Source organism: Rubrivivax sp. JA1055, from assembly GCF_020966565.1.
Taxonomy (GTDB): domain Bacteria; phylum Pseudomonadota; class Gammaproteobacteria; order Burkholderiales; family Burkholderiaceae_C; genus Rubrivivax; species Rubrivivax benzoatilyticus.
Genome location: NZ_JAJKFP010000006.1, coordinates 720522 through 737478, shown reverse-complemented (window position 1 = coordinate 737478; position 16957 = coordinate 720522). Strand labels below are relative to the sequence as shown.

Sequence of the window (16957 nt, the reverse complement as noted above, 5' to 3'; positions counted from 1 at the left end):
ATTGTGGCGGCACGGCCGGAGTCCCGGACGTTGACAGCGCACAAACGCCCGGACTACATTAATGACCAGTGAGTCATTAAAGCCGGCGCATGCGTTCTCTTCCGTTCGTCCCGGTGGCGGCCCTGCTGGCGGCCGTCGCTCTCTCCGCCTGCTCGCGGCAGGAGCCCGCGCCCGACCCGGTGCGCGCGGTGCGCACCATCGTGCTGGCCCCGTCCGGCTCGGGCGAGGTCCAGGAGTTCGCCTCCGAGGTGCAGGCGCGCACCGAGTCGCCGCTGGGGTTCCGTGTCGCCGGCAAGCTGGTGCGCCGCCAGGCCGAGGTCGGCCGCCACGTCGGCGCCGGCGAGCTGCTGGCCCAGCTCGACCCCGAGGATCTGCGCCTCGCGCAGGCGGCGTCGCTGGCCACGGTGCGTTCGGCCCAGGTCAACGCCGAGATGGCCGAGGCCGACTTCAAGCGCTTTCGCGAGCTGTATGAGCAGGGCTTCATCAGCGCTGCCGAACTCGACCGCCGCGAGACCACGCTGAAGGCCGCGCGGGCCCAGCTCGAGCAGGCCCGCGCCCAGGCCGGCGTGCAGGCCAACCAGGCGGCCTACAGCGACCTGCACGCCCCGGCCGCCGGCGTCGTCACTGCGGTGGTGGCCGAGCCGGGTGCGGTGCTCGCCGCCGGCACGCCGGTGCTGCGTCTGGCGCACGACGGCCCGCGCGACGCCGTCTTCGCGGTGCCCGAGAACGAGGTCGCGCGTGTGCGCTCGATGATCGGCCGCCGGGGTGTCGTGCGCGTGCGGCTGTGGGGGCGCGAGGACACGCTGCCGGCCACGGTGCGCGAGGTCGCCGCGGCCGCCGACCCGGCGACGCGCACCTTCGTCGTCAAGGCCGATCTCGGCAGCGCCCCGGTGCAGCTGGGGCAGACCGCGACGGTGCTGATCGAGCGCCCCGGCGTCGCCGGCGTCCTGACGCTGCCGCTGGCCGCCGTCGTCCAGCACCATGGCCGGAGTTCGGTCTGGGTGCTCGACCGCGCGACGATGACGGTCAAGCCGCAGCCGATCGAGATCGGCGGCAGCGACGGCAACAGCGTCGTCGTCGTCGGCGGGCTGGCCTCTGGCGCGGTCGTCGTCACGGCCGGCGTGCACGTGCTGGCCCCGGGCCAGAAGGTGCGCCTGTACCAGGACACCGGGCGCTGATGGAACCGCAGGTCCACGACGCCGCGGCGGCCCCGGCCCGCGAGCGTTTCAACATCTCGCGCTGGGCGCTCGAGCACGCGCCGCTGACGCGCTACCTGCTGGTGGTGCTGATGGTGCTGGGCATCGCCGCGTACTTCCAGCTCGGCCAGGACGAGGACCCGCCGTTCACCTTCCGCGCGATGGTCGTGCAGGCCTGGTGGCCGGGCGCCAGCGCCGAGCAGGTGGCCGAGCAGGTGACCGACAAGATCGAGCGCACGCTGCAGGAGGTGCCGTACGCCGACCGCATCCGCAGCTACACCAAGCCCGGCGAGTCGGTGACGACGCTGTTCCTGGCCGAACACTCGCCGCCGGCCGAGGTGCGCGACGCCTGGTACCAGGTGCGCAAGCGCATCGGCGACATGCGCTCGACGCTGCCCGAAGGCGTCGTCGGCCCGGTCTTCAACGACGACTTCGGCGACGTCTACGGCTCGATCTTCGCGCTGTCGGCCGACGGCTTCAGCCAGGAGGAGCTGCGCGAGTTCGCCGACGACGTGCGCCAGCGCCTGCTGCGCGTGCCCGACGTCGCCAAGGTCGAGATCTTCGGCAGCCAGCCGGAGAACATCTTCGTCGAGGTCTCGCGCAAGCGCATGGCCGAGCTCGGCCTGGACGCCGGCGAGGTTGTCGCCCAGCTCGGGGCGCAGAACGCGATGGAAGGCGCGGGCACGCTGCAGGCCGGCGCCGAGCAGCTCCAGCTGCGCGTGGGTGGCCAGTTCAGCTCGGTCGAGGAACTGGCGCGTTTCCCGATCCGGGCGGTCAACCCGCAGACCGGCCGCGCGAGCACGATCCGGCTGCAGGACATCGCCGAGATCCGCCGCGGCTACGTCGACCCGCCGACGACGATGGTGCGCCACCAGGGCCGCCCGGTGCTGGCGCTGGGCGTGTCGATGGCCTCCGGCGGCGACATCGTCACGCTGGGCAAGGCGCTCGCCGCGGCGACGGCCGAGCTCCGTGCCGGATTGCCGGTGGGCATCGAGCTCGAGCAGATCCAGAACCAGCCGAAGGTCGTCTCGGCCTCGGTCAACGAGTTCGTCGGCGTGCTGCTGGAGGCCGTGGTGATCGTGCTGGCCGTCAGCTTCCTCAGCCTGGGGCTGCACACGCGGCCGCTGCGGGTGGACATCTGGCCGGGCATGGTGGTCGCGATCACGATCCCGCTGGTGCTGGCGATCACCTTCGTCGTGATGCACTTCTGGGGCATCGGCCTGCACAAGGTGTCGCTGGGCGCGCTGATCATCGCGCTGGGCCTGCTGGTCGACGACGCGATCATCGCCGTCGAGATGATGGTGCGAAAGCTCGAGGAGGGCTACGACAAGCTGCGCGCCGCGACCTTCGCCTACGAGATCACGGCGATGCCGATGCTCACCGGCACGCTGATCACTGCCGCCGGCTTCCTGCCGATCGGGCTCGCGAAGTCGGAGACCGGGGAGTACACCTTCGCGATCTTCGCCGTGACGACGGCCGCGCTGCTCGTCTCGTGGCTGGTCTCGGTCTACTTCGTGCCCTACCTGGGAACCTGGCTGCTGCACACGCGCAGCAAGCTCGGTGATGCCGGCGGGCCGGGGGAGGGCCCGCACGAGCTGTTCGACACCCCGTTCTACAACCGCTTCCGCGCCGCGGTCGACTGGTGCGTGGCGCACCGCTGGATCACGATCGGCATCACCGTCGCCTCGTTCGCGCTCGGCCTGTTCGGCATGACGCGCGTGCAGCAGCAGTTCTTCCCGGAGTCGGCACGGCCCGAGCTGCTGGTCGACCTGTGGCTGCCCGAGGGCGCGACGATCCGTGCCAGCGACGAGGTCGCGCGCCGCGTCGAGGCCAGGCTGCTGGCCGACGAGCGCATCGCCAGCGTCAGCACCTGGGTGGGCTCCGGCGTGCCGCGCTTCTACCTGCCGCTGGAGCAGATCTTCCCGAACAGCAACGTCAGCCAGATGATCCTCGTGCCCAAGGATCAGGACGAGCGCGACGGGCTGCGGCGCGAGCTGCCGGCGCTGCTGGCGGCCGAGTTTCCCGAGGTCCGTGCGCGCGTCACCGCGCTGCCCAACGGCCCGCCGGTGGCCTATCCGGTGCAGTTCCGCGTGCTCGGGCCCGACGCCCGCGAGGTGCGCCGCTGGGCCGACGAGGCCAAGTCGCTGATGCGCGCCAACGCCCATGTGCGCGGCGTCAACGACGACTGGAACGAGGCCATCAAGGTGCTGCGCCTGGAGATCGACCAGGACAAGGCGCGTGCGCTGGGCGTCACCAGCCGCCTCGTCGCGCAGACCTCGCAGACGCTGCTGTCGGGCAGCACGGTGGCCCAGTACCGCGAAGGCGACAAGCTCGTCGATGTCGTGCTGCGCCTGCCCGAATCCGAGCGCGACACCATTGCCGACCTGTCCAGCACCTACGTGCAGACGGCCAGCGGCCGCGCCGTGCCGCTGACGCAGGTGGCGCGCGTGCGTCTGGACTGGGAGCCCGGCGTCCTGCACCGGCAGGGACGCGAGTATGCGGCGACGGTGCAGGCTGACGTCGCCGATGGCGTGCAGGGTGCGACCGTGACGGCCCAGCTCGAGCCGGCGATGCGGGCGCTCGAGGCGCGCATGCCGCAGGGTTACCGCATCGAGACCGCGGGTGCGGTGGCCGAGAGCAGCAAGGGCCAGCGCTCGATCGTCGCCGGCGTGCCGGCGATGCTGTTCATCATCTTCACGCTGCTGATGCTGCAGTTGCGCAGCTTCGCCCGTTCGATGCTCGTCTTCCTGACCGGCCCGCTGGGCATCGCCGGGGCCGCGGCGGCGCTGCTGCTGCTGGGCCAGCCCTTCGGCTTCGTCGCGCTGCTGGGCGTCATCGCGCTGGCCGGCATGATCATGCGCAACTCGGTGATCCTGATCGACCAGATCGAACTCGACCGGGCGCGCGGCGTGCCGGCCTGGGACGCGATCATCGAGGCCGCGGTGCGGCGCTTCCGGCCGATCGTGCTGACCGCTGCCGCGGCGGTGCTGGCGATGATCCCGTTGTCGCGCAGCATCTTCTGGGGGCCGATGGCGGTGTCGATCATGGGCGGTCTGGTGCTCGCCACCGTGCTGACGCTGCTGGCGCTGCCGGCGATGTACGCGGCCTGGTTTCGCGTGCGCCGCGAAGGCGGAGAAGGGCGCTGAACGGCCCCGCGTCCGCGGCCGGCACCGGTGCGCTCCGTGTGCCGGCTAGAATGCGCGGTTTACCGATCGAGTTATCCGGGAACGGCGATCGACGACCCCCGCGGGATTCGCGCCGCGGGGTGTCGCGCGGCGACGTTTTTGAGCGCGCGGGTGGCGAAATTGGTAGACGCACCAGGTTTAGGTCCTGACGCCTTCACGGGCGTGCCGGTTCGAGTCCGGCCCCGCGCACCAGACATTCACTGAAGCCTTAGAGAGCCCCACATGGCCGTCAACGTCGAAACCCTCGAAAAACTGGAACGCCGCATCACGCTGACGCTGCCGGCGACCGTGATCAACAGCGAAGTCGAGGCCCGCCTGCGCAAGCTCGCCCGCACCGTCAAGGCCGACGGCTTCCGCCCGGGCAAGGTCCCGATGTCGGTCGTCGCCCAGCGCTACGGCTACTCGGTCCAGTACGAAGTGGTCAACGACCGTGTCGGCCAGGCCTTCGCCGACGCCACCGCCGAAGCGCAGCTGCGCGTCGCCGGCGCGCCGCGCATCACCCAGAAGGAAGAGTCTGCCGAGGGCGAGATCGCCTTCGAGGCGACCTTCGAGGTCTACCCCGAGGTCAAGCTCGGCGACCTGGCCGAGATCGAGGTCGAGCGCGTGGCCGCCGACGTCACCGATGAAGCCATCGACCGCACGATCGAGATCCTGCGCAAGCAGCGCCGCACCTTCGCCCAGCGTCCGGCCGCCGAAGGCGCCACCGAAGGCGACCGCGTGACGATCGACTTCGAAGGCAAGATCGACGGCGAACCCTTCGCCGGCGGCAAGGCCGAGGGCTTCCAGTTCATCATCGGCGAAGGCCAGATGCTGGAGCAGTTCGACAAGGCCGTGCGCGGCATGAAGGTCGGCGAGAACAAGACCTTCCCGCTGCAGTTCCCGGCCGACTATCACGGCCAGGACGTCGCCGGCAAGGAAGCCGACTTCCTCGTCACGATGACCAAGTGCGAGGTCCAGAACCTGCCGACCGTCGATGACGAGTTCGCCAAGTCGCTGGGCATCGCCGAAGGCACGATCGACGCGCTGCGCGCCGACGTCAAGAAGAACCTCGAGCGCGAGGTCAAGTTCCGCGTGCGTTCGCGCAACAAGGCCGCGGCGATGGACGCGCTGGCCAAGGCGGCCGAGCTCGAGCTGCCCAACGCGCTGGTCGCCAACGAGCTCCAGCGTCTGGTCGCCGGTGCCCGTGCCGACCTCAAGCAGCGCGGCGTCAAGGACGCCGAGAACGCGCCGATCCCCGAGGAGATCTTCCGCCCGCAGGCCGAGCGCCGCGTGCGCCTGGGTCTGGTCGTCGCCGAGCTGGTGAAGGCCAACAACCTGCAGGCCCAGCCCGACCAGCTGCGTGCGCACATCGAGGAGCTCGCCCAGAGCTACGAGAAGCCCGCCGAAGTGGTGCGCTGGTACCTCGGCGACCGCCAGCGCATGGCCGAGGTCGAGGCCGTGGTCATCGAGAACAACGTCACCGAGTTCATCCTGGCGAAGGCCAAGGTCACGGACAAGGTGCTACCGTTCGACGAACTGATGTCGGCAGCCTGAGGAAACAGCCCCTTATGAGCGTGATCGAGACGACCGGCCTGGGCATGGTGCCCATGGTCATCGAGCAGTCCGGGCGCGGTGAACGCGCCTACGACATCTACAGCCGCCTGCTGCGCGAGCGGATCGTCTTCCTCGTCGGCCCTGTCAATGACCAGGTCGCGAATCTCGTCTGCGCTCAGCTGCTGTTCCTGGAGTCCGAGAACCCGGACAAGGACATCTCGCTGTACATCAACTCGCCGGGCGGCAGCGTCAGCGCGGGCCTGTCGATCTTCGACACGATGAACTTCATCAAGCCCGAAGTGTCGACGCTGTGCATGGGCATGGCCGCCAGCATGGGCAGCTTCCTGCTGATGGCCGGCGCCAAGGGCAAGCGCTTCGCGCTGCCGAACTCGCGGGTGATGATCCACCAGCCCTCGGGCGGCGCCCAGGGGCAGGCCAGCGACATCGAGATCCAGGCCCGCGAGATCATCAAGACGCGCGAGCAGCTCAACCGCATCTATGCCGAGCGCACCGGGCAGTCGATCGAGAAGATCGCCGCCGACATGGAGCGCGACATGTGGCTTTCGCCCGGCGAAGCCAAGGACTACGGTCTGATCGACCAGGTCCTCGAAAAGCGCGGCTGACGCGTTTCCCGACCCCTTCTCGAACCCCTGAAAAGGCCTCCTTTTCGCCGCCCGGCGGGCGGCGGGAGTTGGTCTATGATGGGGTTCGGATCCCTTTTCCCTCCGCGCAAGACGAGACATGGCCGACAAGAAGGGCGCCTCCGGCGAGAAAGTCCTTTACTGCTCCTTCTGCGGCAAGAGCCAGCACGAGGTGAAGAAGCTCATTGCCGGGCCCTCGGTGTTCATCTGCGACGAGTGCATCGAGCTCTGCAACGACATCATCCGTGACGAGGTTCCGGCCGAAGGCGGCGCGGCGAAGGCCGCGAAGTCCGACCTCCCCGTCCCGAGCGAGATCAAGACCAGCCTGGACCAGTACGTCATCGGCCAGGACGTCGCCAAGCGCACGCTGTCGGTGGCGGTCTACAACCACTACAAGCGCCTGAAGCACATGGGCGCCGGTGGCAAGGACGAGGTCGAGCTCACCAAGAGCAACATCCTGCTGATCGGCCCCACCGGCTCGGGCAAGACGCTGCTGGCGCAGACCCTGGCCAAGCTGCTCAACGTCCCCTTCGTGATCGCCGACGCGACCACGCTGACCGAGGCCGGCTACGTCGGCGAGGACGTCGAGAACATCATCCAGAAGCTGCTGCAGAACTGCAACTACGACGTCGAGCGGGCGCAGCGCGGCATCGTGTACATCGACGAGATCGACAAGATCAGCCGCAAGGCCGACAACCCGAGCATCACGCGCGACGTGTCGGGCGAAGGCGTGCAGCAGGCGCTGCTGAAGCTCGTTGAAGGCACGATGGCCAGCGTGCCGCCGCAAGGCGGGCGCAAGCACCCGAACCAGGACTTCCTACAGATCGACACGACGAACATCCTGTTCATCTGCGGCGGCGCGTTCGACGGCCTCGAGAAGGTCATCCAGGGCCGCACCGAGAAGTCGGGCATCGGCTTCGGTGCCACCGTGCACAGCAAGAGCGAGAAGCGGGTCTCCGACCTGTTCCGCGAGGTCGAGCCCGAGGATCTGATCAAGTTCGGTCTGATCCCCGAGCTGGTGGGCCGGCTGCCGGTCGTCGCCACGCTGGGCGAACTGACCGAGGACGCGATGGTGCAGATCCTGACCGAGCCGAAGAACGCGCTCGTCAAGCAGTACCAGAAGCTCTTCGGCATGGACGGTGTCGAGCTCGAGATCCGTCCTTCGGCGCTGTCGGCCATCGCGCGCAAGGCGCTGGCACGCAAGACCGGCGCCCGCGGCCTGCGTTCCATCATGGAGCACGCGCTGATCGACACGATGTTCGACCTGCCGACGCTGGACGGCGTGGCCAAGGTCGTGATCGATGAACACATCATCGAAGACGGCGCCAAGCCGCTGCTGGTCTACCGGGAACAGGCCAAGGCCAGTGCCTGATCCCGTCCGGTCCGCGCCCGCACGCGGCGGCCCGCCACTTGCATTTGCCCTCTCGGGCCCCACGTGGGCCTGAGAAAGAGAGGTACACCGATGTCCGGACATCCCACCCTGCCGAGCGACCCGATCACGCTGCCGCTGCTGCCGCTGCGTGACGTCGTGGTGTTCCCGCACATGGTCATCCCGCTGTTCGTGGGGCGCCCGAAGTCGATCAAGGCGCTGGAAGCGGCGATGGAGTCGGGCCGGCAGATCATGCTCGTCGCCCAGAAGGCTGCCGGCAAGGACGAGCCCAAGGCCGACGACATGTTCGAGATCGGCTGCGTGTCGAGCATCCTGCAGATGCTCAAGCTGCCCGACGGCACCGTGAAGGTGCTGGTCGAAGGCCTGCAGCGCGCCCACACGGTCACGATCACCGACTCCGGCGAGCACTTCGTCGGCACCGTCGCGCCGATCACCGCGCCGGCCGACAGCTCGCCCGAGATCGAGGCCCTGCGCCGTGCCGTGACGCAGCAGTTCGATCAGTACGTCAAGCTCAACAAGAAGATCCCGCCCGAGATCCTGACCTCGATCGCCGGCATCGACGATCCGGGCCGCCTCGCCGACACGATCGCCGCGCACCTGCCGCTCAAGCTCGAGGCCAAGCAGGCCGTGCTCGACCTGTTCGCCACCGCGCCGCGGCTGGAGAAGCTGCTCGAGCTGCTCGAGCACGAGGTCGACATCCTCCAGGTCGAGAAGCGCATCCGCGGCCGCGTCAAGCGGCAGATGGAGAAGAGCCAGCGCGAGTACTACCTGAACGAGCAGGTCAAGGCGATCCAGAAGGAACTCGGCGACGGCGAAGAAGGCGCCGACCTCGAGGAACTCGAGAAGAAGATCGCCGCCGCGCGCATGACCAAGGAAGCGCGCAAGAAGGCCGAGTCGGAGCTGAAGAAGCTCAAGCTGATGTCGCCGATGTCCGCCGAGGCGACCGTCGTGCGCAACTACATCGACACGCTGGTCAACCTGCCCTGGGCGAAGAAGTCCAAGATCAAGCACGACCTGGCGAACGCCGAGACGGTGCTCAACGAAGACCACTTCGGCCTGGAGAAGGTCAAGGACCGCATCCTCGAGTACCTCGCGGTGCAGCAGCGCGTCGACAAGGTCAAGGCGCCGATCCTGTGCCTCGTGGGCCCCCCGGGCGTCGGCAAGACCTCGCTCGGCCAGAGCGTGGCGCGCGCCACCGGCCGCAAGTTCGTGCGCATGGCGCTGGGCGGCATGCGCGACGAGGCCGAGATCCGCGGCCACCGCCGCACCTACATCGGCTCGATGCCGGGCAAGGTGCTGCAAAGCCTGAGCAAGGTCGCGGTGCGCAACCCGCTGTTCCTGCTCGACGAGATCGACAAGCTGGGCATGGACTTCCGCGGCGACCCGTCGTCGGCGCTGCTGGAAGTGCTCGACCCCGAGCAGAACCACACCTTCAGCGACCACTACGTCGAGGTCGACTTCGACCTGTCCGACGTGATGTTCGTCGCCACCTCCAACTCGATGAACATCCCGCCGGCGCTGCTCGACCGGATGGAAGTCATCCGCCTGGCCGGCTACACCGAGGACGAGAAGCTCAACATCGCCCAGCGCTACCTGCTGCCCAAGCAGCAGAAGAACAACGGCGTGGCCGACGGCGAGATGGAAGTCACCGAGTCGGCGCTGCGCGGCATCATCCGCTACTACACGCGTGAAGCCGGCGTGCGTTCGCTCGAGCGCGAGATCTCCAAGATCTGCCGCAAGGTGGTCAAGGGCATCCAGCTCAAGACCTACGAGGGCAAGGTCGTCGTCACCGAGGACAACCTCAACGACTTCCTGGGCGTGCGCAAGTACGACTTCGGCCGCGCCGAGAAGCAGAACCAGGTCGGCCAGGTCGTCGGCCTCGCCTGGACCGAGGTCGGCGGCGATCTGCTGACGATCGAGGCGGCGGTGATGCCCGGCAAGGGCAACATCATCCGCACCGGCCAGTTGGGCGACGTGATGAAGGAGTCGGTCGAGGCCGCGCGTTCGGTGGTGCGCTCGCGTGCCCGCCGCCTGGGCATCAAGGACGAGCTCTTCGAGAAGCGCGACATCCACATCCACGTGCCCGACGGCGCGACGCCCAAGGACGGGCCGAGCGCGGGTGCGGCGATGACGACGGCTTTCGTCTCGGCGCTGACCGGCATCCCGGTGCGGGCCGACGTCGCGATGACCGGCGAAATCACGCTGCGCGGCGAGGTCACGGCGATCGGCGGCCTGAAGGAGAAGCTGCTCGCGGCGCACCGCGGCGGCATCAAGACGGTGCTGATCCCGGAAGAGAACGTCAAGGATCTCCAGGAGATTCCGGAGAACGCGAAGAACAACCTCGAGATCGTGCCGGTGCGCTGGATCGACCGCGTGCTCGAGATCGCGCTGGAGAAGGTGCCCGAGCCGCTGCCGGAAGACGAGGTCGCGGCCAAGGACGCCACACCGGAAGCGGCGGTGGCGCCGGTCGTCGGTTCCGATGCGCTGCCGCACTGAAAAGGTCTTGCCAACCGCGTAAAAATCGGTCTATACTGTCGATCTTGATTCGTTGCAGCCAATGCAGCAACTCAAGGGCAAAGCGGGAATAGCTCAGTTGGTAGAGCGCAACCTTGCCAAGGTTGAGGTCGCGAGTTCGAGCCTCGTTTCCCGCTCCAAGACATCCGAAGGGAAGCCCAGGCTTCCCTTCTTTTTGGGCAGAATCCGGGTGTTCTGTCCTGCGGCGCGATAGCAAAGCGGTTATGCAACGGATTGCAAATCCGTCTAGTCCGGTTCGACTCCGGATCGCGCCTCCAGAATTCCGTGTGACAAAGGGCTCCCTCGTGGAGCCCTTTGTCCATCGAGAACCCGGTCAGCCGCCCGGATGGCGAAACTGGCAGACGCAGCGGACTTAAACTCCGCCGCCTCTCGAAAGAGGGCATGCGGGTTCGATCCCCGCTCCGGGCACCATCAGCGCTGACGGCGTTTGTCGCCTCGCGCTTCGCGCCCCGCCGGCCGCAGGCTGGCCTCGAACGCCCTCTCCAGCTCGGCCAGCGCCTCGACGCTGGCGCTCAGCGCCTGCAGATAGGCCGGCGCGTCGGCGTGCAGCGTCTGCAGCATGCGGTGGACCACTCGCGACGAATGCAGCGGCCCGGCGTTCTCGGGTACCTGGGCACGCGCCTGGCGCAAGCGGTGCTCGGTCTTCAGCCGGCCGACGGTGGGTTGCAGCGCGGCGACGGTCTTCAGCGGCGGTGGTGCCGGCGCACGCACCTGGCGGCGTGGCGGCGGCGCTTCGGCGCGGCCCAGGCGGTCGACCAGCGACGACAGACCGGCCCAGGGCGGCGGCAATGCGGCGGCGGGCGCGGCAGGCGGCACGTTGGCAATGGCGTCGATGCGCCGCTGCAACTGCGCCAGCAGCAGCCGTCGCGTCTCGCCTTCGGCCGCCGCGGCACGGCGCGCCAGCGCTTCGGCGACGGCCAGTGCGACCGGCTCGGCGCCGGGCGCGGCGCGGCGTGCGGCCAGCGCCGCGAAAACGTCTTCGTCTGCCGCGGCGTTCATCGTGCCGAGTCGGCTGCGCGCCGCGGCGTCGGCGCGATCTCGACACGCCGGTTCAGGGCCCGCCCGGCGGCGTCGGCGTTCGAGGCCACCGGCTGCTCGGCACCGAAGGCCGCGGCGAACACCGCCGACGACGGCACGCCGTCCTCGATCAGCGCGCGTGTCACCGTCAGAGCACGCTGGGCCGACAACTCCCAGTTGTCAGCAAAACGCGCCCGGCCGCCGTCGCGCACCTGGCGGTCGTCGGTGAAGCCGCTGACCATCAGCACCTCGTCGCGTGCCGACAGATAGGCCGCCAGCGGGCCGGCCAGGCTCTTCAGCAGCTGGCGTCCCTCGGGCTGCAGTTCGGCGGAGTTGAAGGCGAACAGCACGTTGCCGCTGATGCCGATGCGCCCGCCGGCCAGCGTCACGCGGCCGGCGGCCAGCGGCACGGCGAGCGCGTGTTCCAGCGCCTCGCGGCGCTGGGCCTCGGCCTGGCGCTGCTGCACCTCGGCGCGCAGACGCTCGGCCAGGTCCAGCTGCAGGCCGATGGCGCAGACCAGGATCAGCACGAAGGCGCCGAGCAGCCCCGACATCAGGTCGCCGAAGACCGCCCAGACCGGCGCGCCGTGTTCGGCGTCGCCGTCGATCTCGTCGTCGGCGGTCATGCCCCGGCCTCGGCGGCGCGGCGCTGCAGCGCGGCCACCGCCTGCTGCTGGGCGCCCAGCGTCAGGTCGACGATCTCGCGCGCCTGGGCGACGTAGTAGGCGAGCTGCTCGTCGCTGCGCGCGCCGGCCTGGGCGAGCGCGGCTTCGATGCGCTGCAACTGCGCCGTCGTCTGCTCGCTGCTGCGCGCGAAGAGCTCGACCGCCTGGCCGAAACCTTCGCCCAGCGCGGCGAGTTCGCCGGCGCCGGCCTCGACCTGGGCCGCGGTCGTGCGCAGCGCCTGGGCTTCGCTCTCGACCTGGGCGGCGAAGCGTTTGCCGGCGTCTTCCAGCAGCGTGCCGGTGCTCTCGACCAGCGAGGCGATGGTCTCGCGCTGCTCGTGCCCGGCGCGCTGCACGGTGTCGAGCAGTTCGCCCAGCGTGCCCAGCAGGCGGTTGCGTTCTTCCAGCGCCGCGTTGTCGCGCACCAGGCTGTCCGACAGCGCCTGGCGCAGCTCGGCGATGACCTCGGCGGCGGCGCGCGGCGCCTCGCCAGCGGCCTGCACCAGGCGGCCGATCTCGGCGATCGTCGCCTCGGCCTGCTCGCGCGTGCGTGCCGAGACGGCGTCGGCGGCGGCGTCCAGCGCGGCGCAGACACGCTGCTGGTGGCCGGCGGCGTCGGCGGCGGCACGGCGTGTCTCGTCGGCCAGGCGCTCGGCCAGCGCCTGCAGCGTGGTCTCCATCGCTGCGAGGCGTTCGGCTTCGCGGGCAGCGGCGGTTTCGTCGGCGGCAGCGCGGGCCGCGGCCAGTTCGGCCTGCAGCGTGGCGGCGTGGCGCTGCAGCACCTCGCCGGCCGCGGCGACGGTCTCGCGGCCGGCGGCGGCCAGTGCGGCCTGGGCGTCGTGCTGGGTTGCCAGCGTCTGCTGCCAGGCGGCGGACCAGCGTTCGGTGCCGGCCTGCAGCCGGGCGTCCAGGCCGTCGAGCAGCGTCGCCGAGCGTGTCTGCAGCTCGTCGCCGAAGCGCTGCAGCGCCGCGCCCAGGCGATCGACCTGGGCCTGCTGGCGCGCCTGCTGCGCGTCCAGCGCCTCGCGGCCGTGTTCGGCCAGGCGTTCGGCCGTGGCGTCCAGGCGTTCGGCGACGCCGGCCAGATGCTGTTGCACCTGGCTTTGCAGCATCTCGTTCAGCGCCGACGACTGGTGCTCCAGCGCCGCCATCGTCGACTGCACCGCCGGCTCGACCGCCGCAGCGGCTTGCCGGGCACTGGCGGCGGCGGTCTCGGCCAGCGTCGTGGCGACGGTGGCCGACAACTCGCGCCAGGCCTGGCCGGCGTCGTCGTGGAAACGCTGCTGGCCGGCGAGCAGGCGCTCGTCCAGCGTGCGGCCGCGTTCCTCGATCGTCGTCGCCAGCGCCTGAAGCCGCTCGGCCAGCGCCGGCAGCCATTGCGCCTGGGCCTGCAGCAGCGCCAGCGAGGCTTCGCGCTGCTGCGTGCGCGAGAAGGCGCGCAGCGGGCCGGCGATCACGGCGTCGAGCCGGCGGCCGGCACGGCGGCGTTCGCGTCGCAGCAGCGCCGACATCAGCCCCAGCATCGCCGACGCGGCGACGCCGGCCACCGAGCTGCCGAACGCCAGCCCCAGGCCGCGCACCGGCGCCGCCAGCGAGGCGCGGATCGCCTCGACGTCGGCGGCGTGCTCCAGCGCCTGGCCGGTGCCCTGCAGCGTGACGACCATGCCGAGGAAGGTGCCGAGCATGCCCAGCAGCACCAGCAGGCCGGCGAGGTAGGGCACCAGCGCCGGGCCGGGCAGCGCGGCGCGTTCGCCTTCGACACGCAGGCGCACGGTGTCGCGCAGCCCTGCCGGCACGCCGTCCAGCCAGGCGGCCAGCGACGGCGGCTCGGCCGTCGTCGCGCCGAGCTGGGCGTTCAGCGCCTCGGTCTCGGCGGCGAAGCGCCGCAGTTCCAACGCGCCGACAATGAAGAAGACCGCGATCAGGGCCACCAGCGTCAGCGCCAGCGGGTTGGAGGCGCCATAACCGGCGCCGACCCAGATCAGGGCCAGCATGCCGGCGGCGAAGGCCGCGTGGGGAAGCAGTCGGTTCATCTCGCCTCGTGGTCGTGCAGCGTCTGCAGCAGGCCTTGCGCCGGCAGCAGCCGGTGCGCCAGTTCGGCCCGCATCACCTCGTCCAGATCCTCGCGGAAGGCGGCCAGCCAGCCCGCGTCGTCGCCGTGTTCGCGGCCCAGGCGCTCGAAATGCGCCATCAGCCGCTGCGGCACCAGCGCCAGCACGCGGCGTTCCTGCGCCGCCAGCGCCGGCTCCAGCGCGGCGTCGATCGCCGCGACGCGTGCCAGCGCTGCCGAGCGCCGCGACAAGGCGTCGCGCAGCCGCCGCCGCAGCGCGGCGACGGCGTCGTGCATGCCCTGCTGGAGCCCCAGGCAGTGGCGATGGAACGGGCCGAAGTCGTCCGGGCTCGTGGCCGGCTCGGCGGGCCCGGCGGCAATCGCCGCCTCCAGGGCCGCGCGCACGCGCCGGAAGTCCGCGTCCTCGCCGCCGGCCGTGCGGCCCGCGGCGGGCACGGCCTGTCCGGCGGAGAGCGCCGAAGCGAGCGAGATGGCGCCCGCCCATCCGAGCCAGTGGCCCAGTCGCTCGGCGAAGGCGGGTCGCCCTTCGGCCGGCGGCCCGTCGGCAAGACGGGCGAGGAGGCGGGTGAGCTCCGAACCGGCAACGCCCGGGCTGGCAGACCCGTGCAGCATGAGCCAGTCGAAGGATCGGTAAAGGGCGCGAAGTGTACCGCCTGCGCCGCCGGGCGGCCGGCGCGGGCAAAAGAAAGGGCGCCCGAAGGCGCCCGTCGTGGCGGCAGGCCGAAGTTCAGCCGCGCACCTCGAGCTTGTTCTTCACCTGCTTGACGCCCTTGACGCTGCGCGCCAGCGTCTCGGCACGCTCCTTTTCCGTGCCCGACTTGGCGAAGCCCGACAGCATCACCTCGCCACGCAGCGTCTCGACGCTGATGGCGGAGGCGTCGACGGTCTTGTCCTCGACGAACCTGGCCTTCACGGCGGTGGTGATCGCGCTGTCGTCGATGTATTCGCCGACGGTGCTCTGGTCACGGGTGACGGCGCAGCCGGGCAGGACGACGAGGGCGGCGACGGCCGTGATCGTGGCGGCGAGCGTGTTTCGGATGGTGTTCATGCGATGCGTTCTCCTTGTTCCTCGTGGCGAAGGCCGCAGCCGGCGGCTTTCGTGAGCAGCATCGTGTCCTCGCGCCGGTGCCGCCGGCGTGGGGCTCGGGCGCGACCGGCTGTCGGTGCACCCGCGTGCCGCGCTGTCGGACGTGTCCGACAGCCGACGCTCAGCCGCCGAGCAGCGCGCCGAGTTGTCGCAGCCCCTCCTCGCGCTCGGCGTCCAGCGGATGGGCGGCGCTCAGCCGCAGCCCGCCGGCCAGCGCCGCGCCGCTGCCGAATGCCGCCCCCGGCACGAAGCCGTAGCCGCGCTCGCGCAGCCGCGGCAGCAGCGCGGCGCTGTCGGCGCCCGCCGGCAGTTCGACCCAGATCACGTAGCCCCCTTCGCCCGGCGTGACGCGTGTGCCGGGCGGCAGCCAGCGGCGCGCCGCCGCCACCCAGGCCTCGGTCTGCGTCGCCAGCGTGCGCCGCAGCCGGCGCAGATGCGTCTCGTAGCCGCGGTCGGCCAGGAAGCCGGCCAGCGCGGCGTCGGTCAGCGGCGACAGCAGCTCGCCGTGCACCGCGCGCGCGGCGCGCAGCTGCAGCCGGTGGCGCCGGCTGGCCACCCAGCCGACGCTGATGCCCGGCCCGGTGACGCAGGCCAGGCTGGCGCAGTACAGCACCCGGTCGTCGTCGTCCCAGGCCTTGACCGGGCGCGGGCGCTCTCCGGTGCGCTGCAGCTCGCCCATCAGCTCGCACTCGATCAGCGGCAGGCGGTGCTGGCGCAGCAGCGCGGCGAGCTGCTCGCGCGCCGCGTCGGGCATGCGGCTGCCGCGCACGCTGTCGAAGCTGGGCTCGGCGATGCAGCAGCGCACGTCGTGGTGCTGCAGCGCGAAGGCCAGCGCCGGCACCGAGAAGCCGCCGTCCTGCGGCGCCGGGATCGCCAGCGGCTTCAGGCCCAGGCTGGCGACGAGTTCCAGCGTGCGCGGCGACGCCGGCTCGGGCACCGCGACGGTGTCGCCGGGGCGGGTGAGCAGCCGCAGGCAGAGCTCCAGCGCCTCGCCTTCGCCGTGCGTGACGACGACGTCCTCGGCGTCGACCGCGCAGCCGGCGCGCAGCATGCGGTGCGCCAGCGCCCGGCGCAGCGCCTCGCTGCCGTAGACGCTGCCGATCGCCAGCAGCGTGCGGTCGGCCGCCAGCGCCAGTTGCAGATGGCGCTGCAGCGCCGGCAGCGGCAGCAGCGCCGCCGGCAGCGCCAGATGGCTCAGCGACAGGCTGTCGGGCCGCGTCGTCGCCAGCTCGATCAGGCGCTTGCGCCGGCCTTCGAGTTCCAGCGCCTCGCCGCCGGCCGGCACCGGCGCGCGCACCGCGCCGCGCACGAAGTGGCCGCGCCGCGCACGCGCCTCGATCAGCCCGGCGTCCTCCAGCTCGTGCAGCGCGTGCGTGACGGTCGCCAGGCTGGCGCCGTGTTCGGCGCAGAGCTGGCGCACCGACGGCAGTTGCGAGCCCGGCGGGTAGCGTCCTTCGTGCAGCGCACGCGCCAGGTCCTCGGCCAGGCTGCGGTAGCGGGTGGGGCGTTCGGGCATGGCGTGACGATACGCCGATGCAGCGCTTCTGGATCGATACAGAGATCCGTCGCCTGGGTCGATACAGCGGCCGCTGCATGCGGCGCCGGAGGCGGCTGCTGTGGCTTACGCACGCCGGCCG

At 70.8% G+C, this 16957-nt stretch carries 12 protein-coding genes and 4 tRNA genes; 10 read left to right on the top strand and 6 right to left on the bottom strand.

Going from position 1 to position 16957, the window contains the following annotated elements:
- Positions 1–89: 89 nt before the first annotated feature.
- From LOC65_RS12795 to LOC65_RS12750, 10 genes are all read left to right on the top strand, one after another.
- Positions 90–1178, top strand: a complete 1089-nt coding sequence (locus LOC65_RS12795; protein WP_230247775.1) for an efflux RND transporter periplasmic adaptor subunit — start codon at positions 90–92, stop codon at positions 1176–1178.
- Complete coding sequence (locus LOC65_RS12790; protein ID WP_230247774.1) at positions 1178–4342, top strand: efflux RND transporter permease subunit; 3165 nt, start codon at positions 1178–1180, stop codon at positions 4340–4342. The genes LOC65_RS12795 and LOC65_RS12790 overlap by 1 nt, the downstream gene beginning before the upstream one ends.
- 144 nt (positions 4343–4486) lie before the next feature.
- A tRNA-Leu gene (locus tag LOC65_RS12785) sits at positions 4487–4573 on the top strand.
- A gap of 30 nt (positions 4574–4603) precedes the next feature.
- On the top strand, positions 4604–5914 hold the full coding sequence (tig, locus tag LOC65_RS12780; protein ID WP_164962307.1) for a trigger factor: 1311 nt from the start codon (positions 4604–4606) through the stop codon (positions 5912–5914).
- A gap of 14 nt (positions 5915–5928) precedes the next feature.
- Positions 5929–6537: an ATP-dependent Clp endopeptidase proteolytic subunit ClpP gene (clpP, locus tag LOC65_RS12775; protein ID WP_009859030.1), complete on the top strand. Its 609-nt coding sequence runs from the start codon at positions 5929–5931 to the stop codon at positions 6535–6537.
- Between the two features lie 118 nt (positions 6538–6655).
- A complete protein-coding gene (gene clpX, locus LOC65_RS12770) occupies positions 6656–7927 on the top strand; it encodes an ATP-dependent Clp protease ATP-binding subunit ClpX (RefSeq protein ID WP_009859029.1) in 1272 nt (423 codons plus the stop codon).
- 90 nt (positions 7928–8017) lie between these two features.
- Entirely contained in the window at positions 8018–10441 is a 2424-nt protein-coding gene (gene lon, locus LOC65_RS12765; RefSeq protein ID WP_230247773.1) for an endopeptidase La, read from the top strand.
- 82 nt (positions 10442–10523) lie between these two features.
- Positions 10524–10599 (top strand) — tRNA-Gly (locus LOC65_RS12760).
- A gap of 64 nt (positions 10600–10663) precedes the next feature.
- Positions 10664–10737: transfer RNA gene (locus tag LOC65_RS12755), tRNA-Cys, on the top strand.
- A 62-nt stretch (positions 10738–10799) separates the two neighbouring features.
- A tRNA-Leu gene (locus LOC65_RS12750) sits at positions 10800–10891 on the top strand.
- On the opposite strand, the gene LOC65_RS12745 is transcribed toward LOC65_RS12750, so the two are convergent.
- The 6 genes from LOC65_RS12745 to LOC65_RS12720 all read right to left on the bottom strand — a co-directional run bounded on the left by LOC65_RS12745 (position 10892) and on the right by LOC65_RS12720 (position 16836).
- Entirely contained in the window at positions 10892–11479 is a 588-nt protein-coding gene (locus LOC65_RS12745; RefSeq protein WP_230247772.1) for a DUF2894 domain-containing protein, read from the bottom strand.
- Positions 11476–12123, bottom strand: coding sequence for an OmpA family protein (locus tag LOC65_RS12740; protein ID WP_230247771.1), 648 nt, complete (start codon positions 12121–12123; stop codon positions 11476–11478). The genes LOC65_RS12745 and LOC65_RS12740 overlap by 4 nt, the downstream gene beginning before the upstream one ends.
- The gene (locus tag LOC65_RS12735) at positions 12120–14195 is read right to left on the bottom strand and encodes a DUF802 domain-containing protein (protein WP_230247770.1); all 2076 of its coding nucleotides are present in this window, start codon (positions 14193–14195) and stop codon (positions 12120–12122) included. Before LOC65_RS12735 ends, LOC65_RS12740 begins: the two co-directional genes overlap by 4 nt.
- On the bottom strand, positions 14192–14845 hold the full coding sequence (locus tag LOC65_RS12730; RefSeq protein ID WP_230247769.1) for a DUF3348 family protein: 654 nt from the start codon (positions 14843–14845) through the stop codon (positions 14192–14194). The genes LOC65_RS12735 and LOC65_RS12730 overlap by 4 nt, the downstream gene beginning before the upstream one ends.
- A 115-nt stretch (positions 14846–14960) precedes the next feature.
- Positions 14961–15281: a BON domain-containing protein gene (locus LOC65_RS12725; protein WP_009859023.1), complete on the bottom strand. Its 321-nt coding sequence runs from the start codon at positions 15279–15281 to the stop codon at positions 14961–14963.
- A 160-nt stretch (positions 15282–15441) separates the two neighbouring features.
- Complete coding sequence (locus LOC65_RS12720; RefSeq protein WP_230247768.1) at positions 15442–16836, bottom strand: PLP-dependent aminotransferase family protein; 1395 nt, start codon at positions 16834–16836, stop codon at positions 15442–15444.
- Positions 16837–16957: the final 121 nt, after the last annotated feature.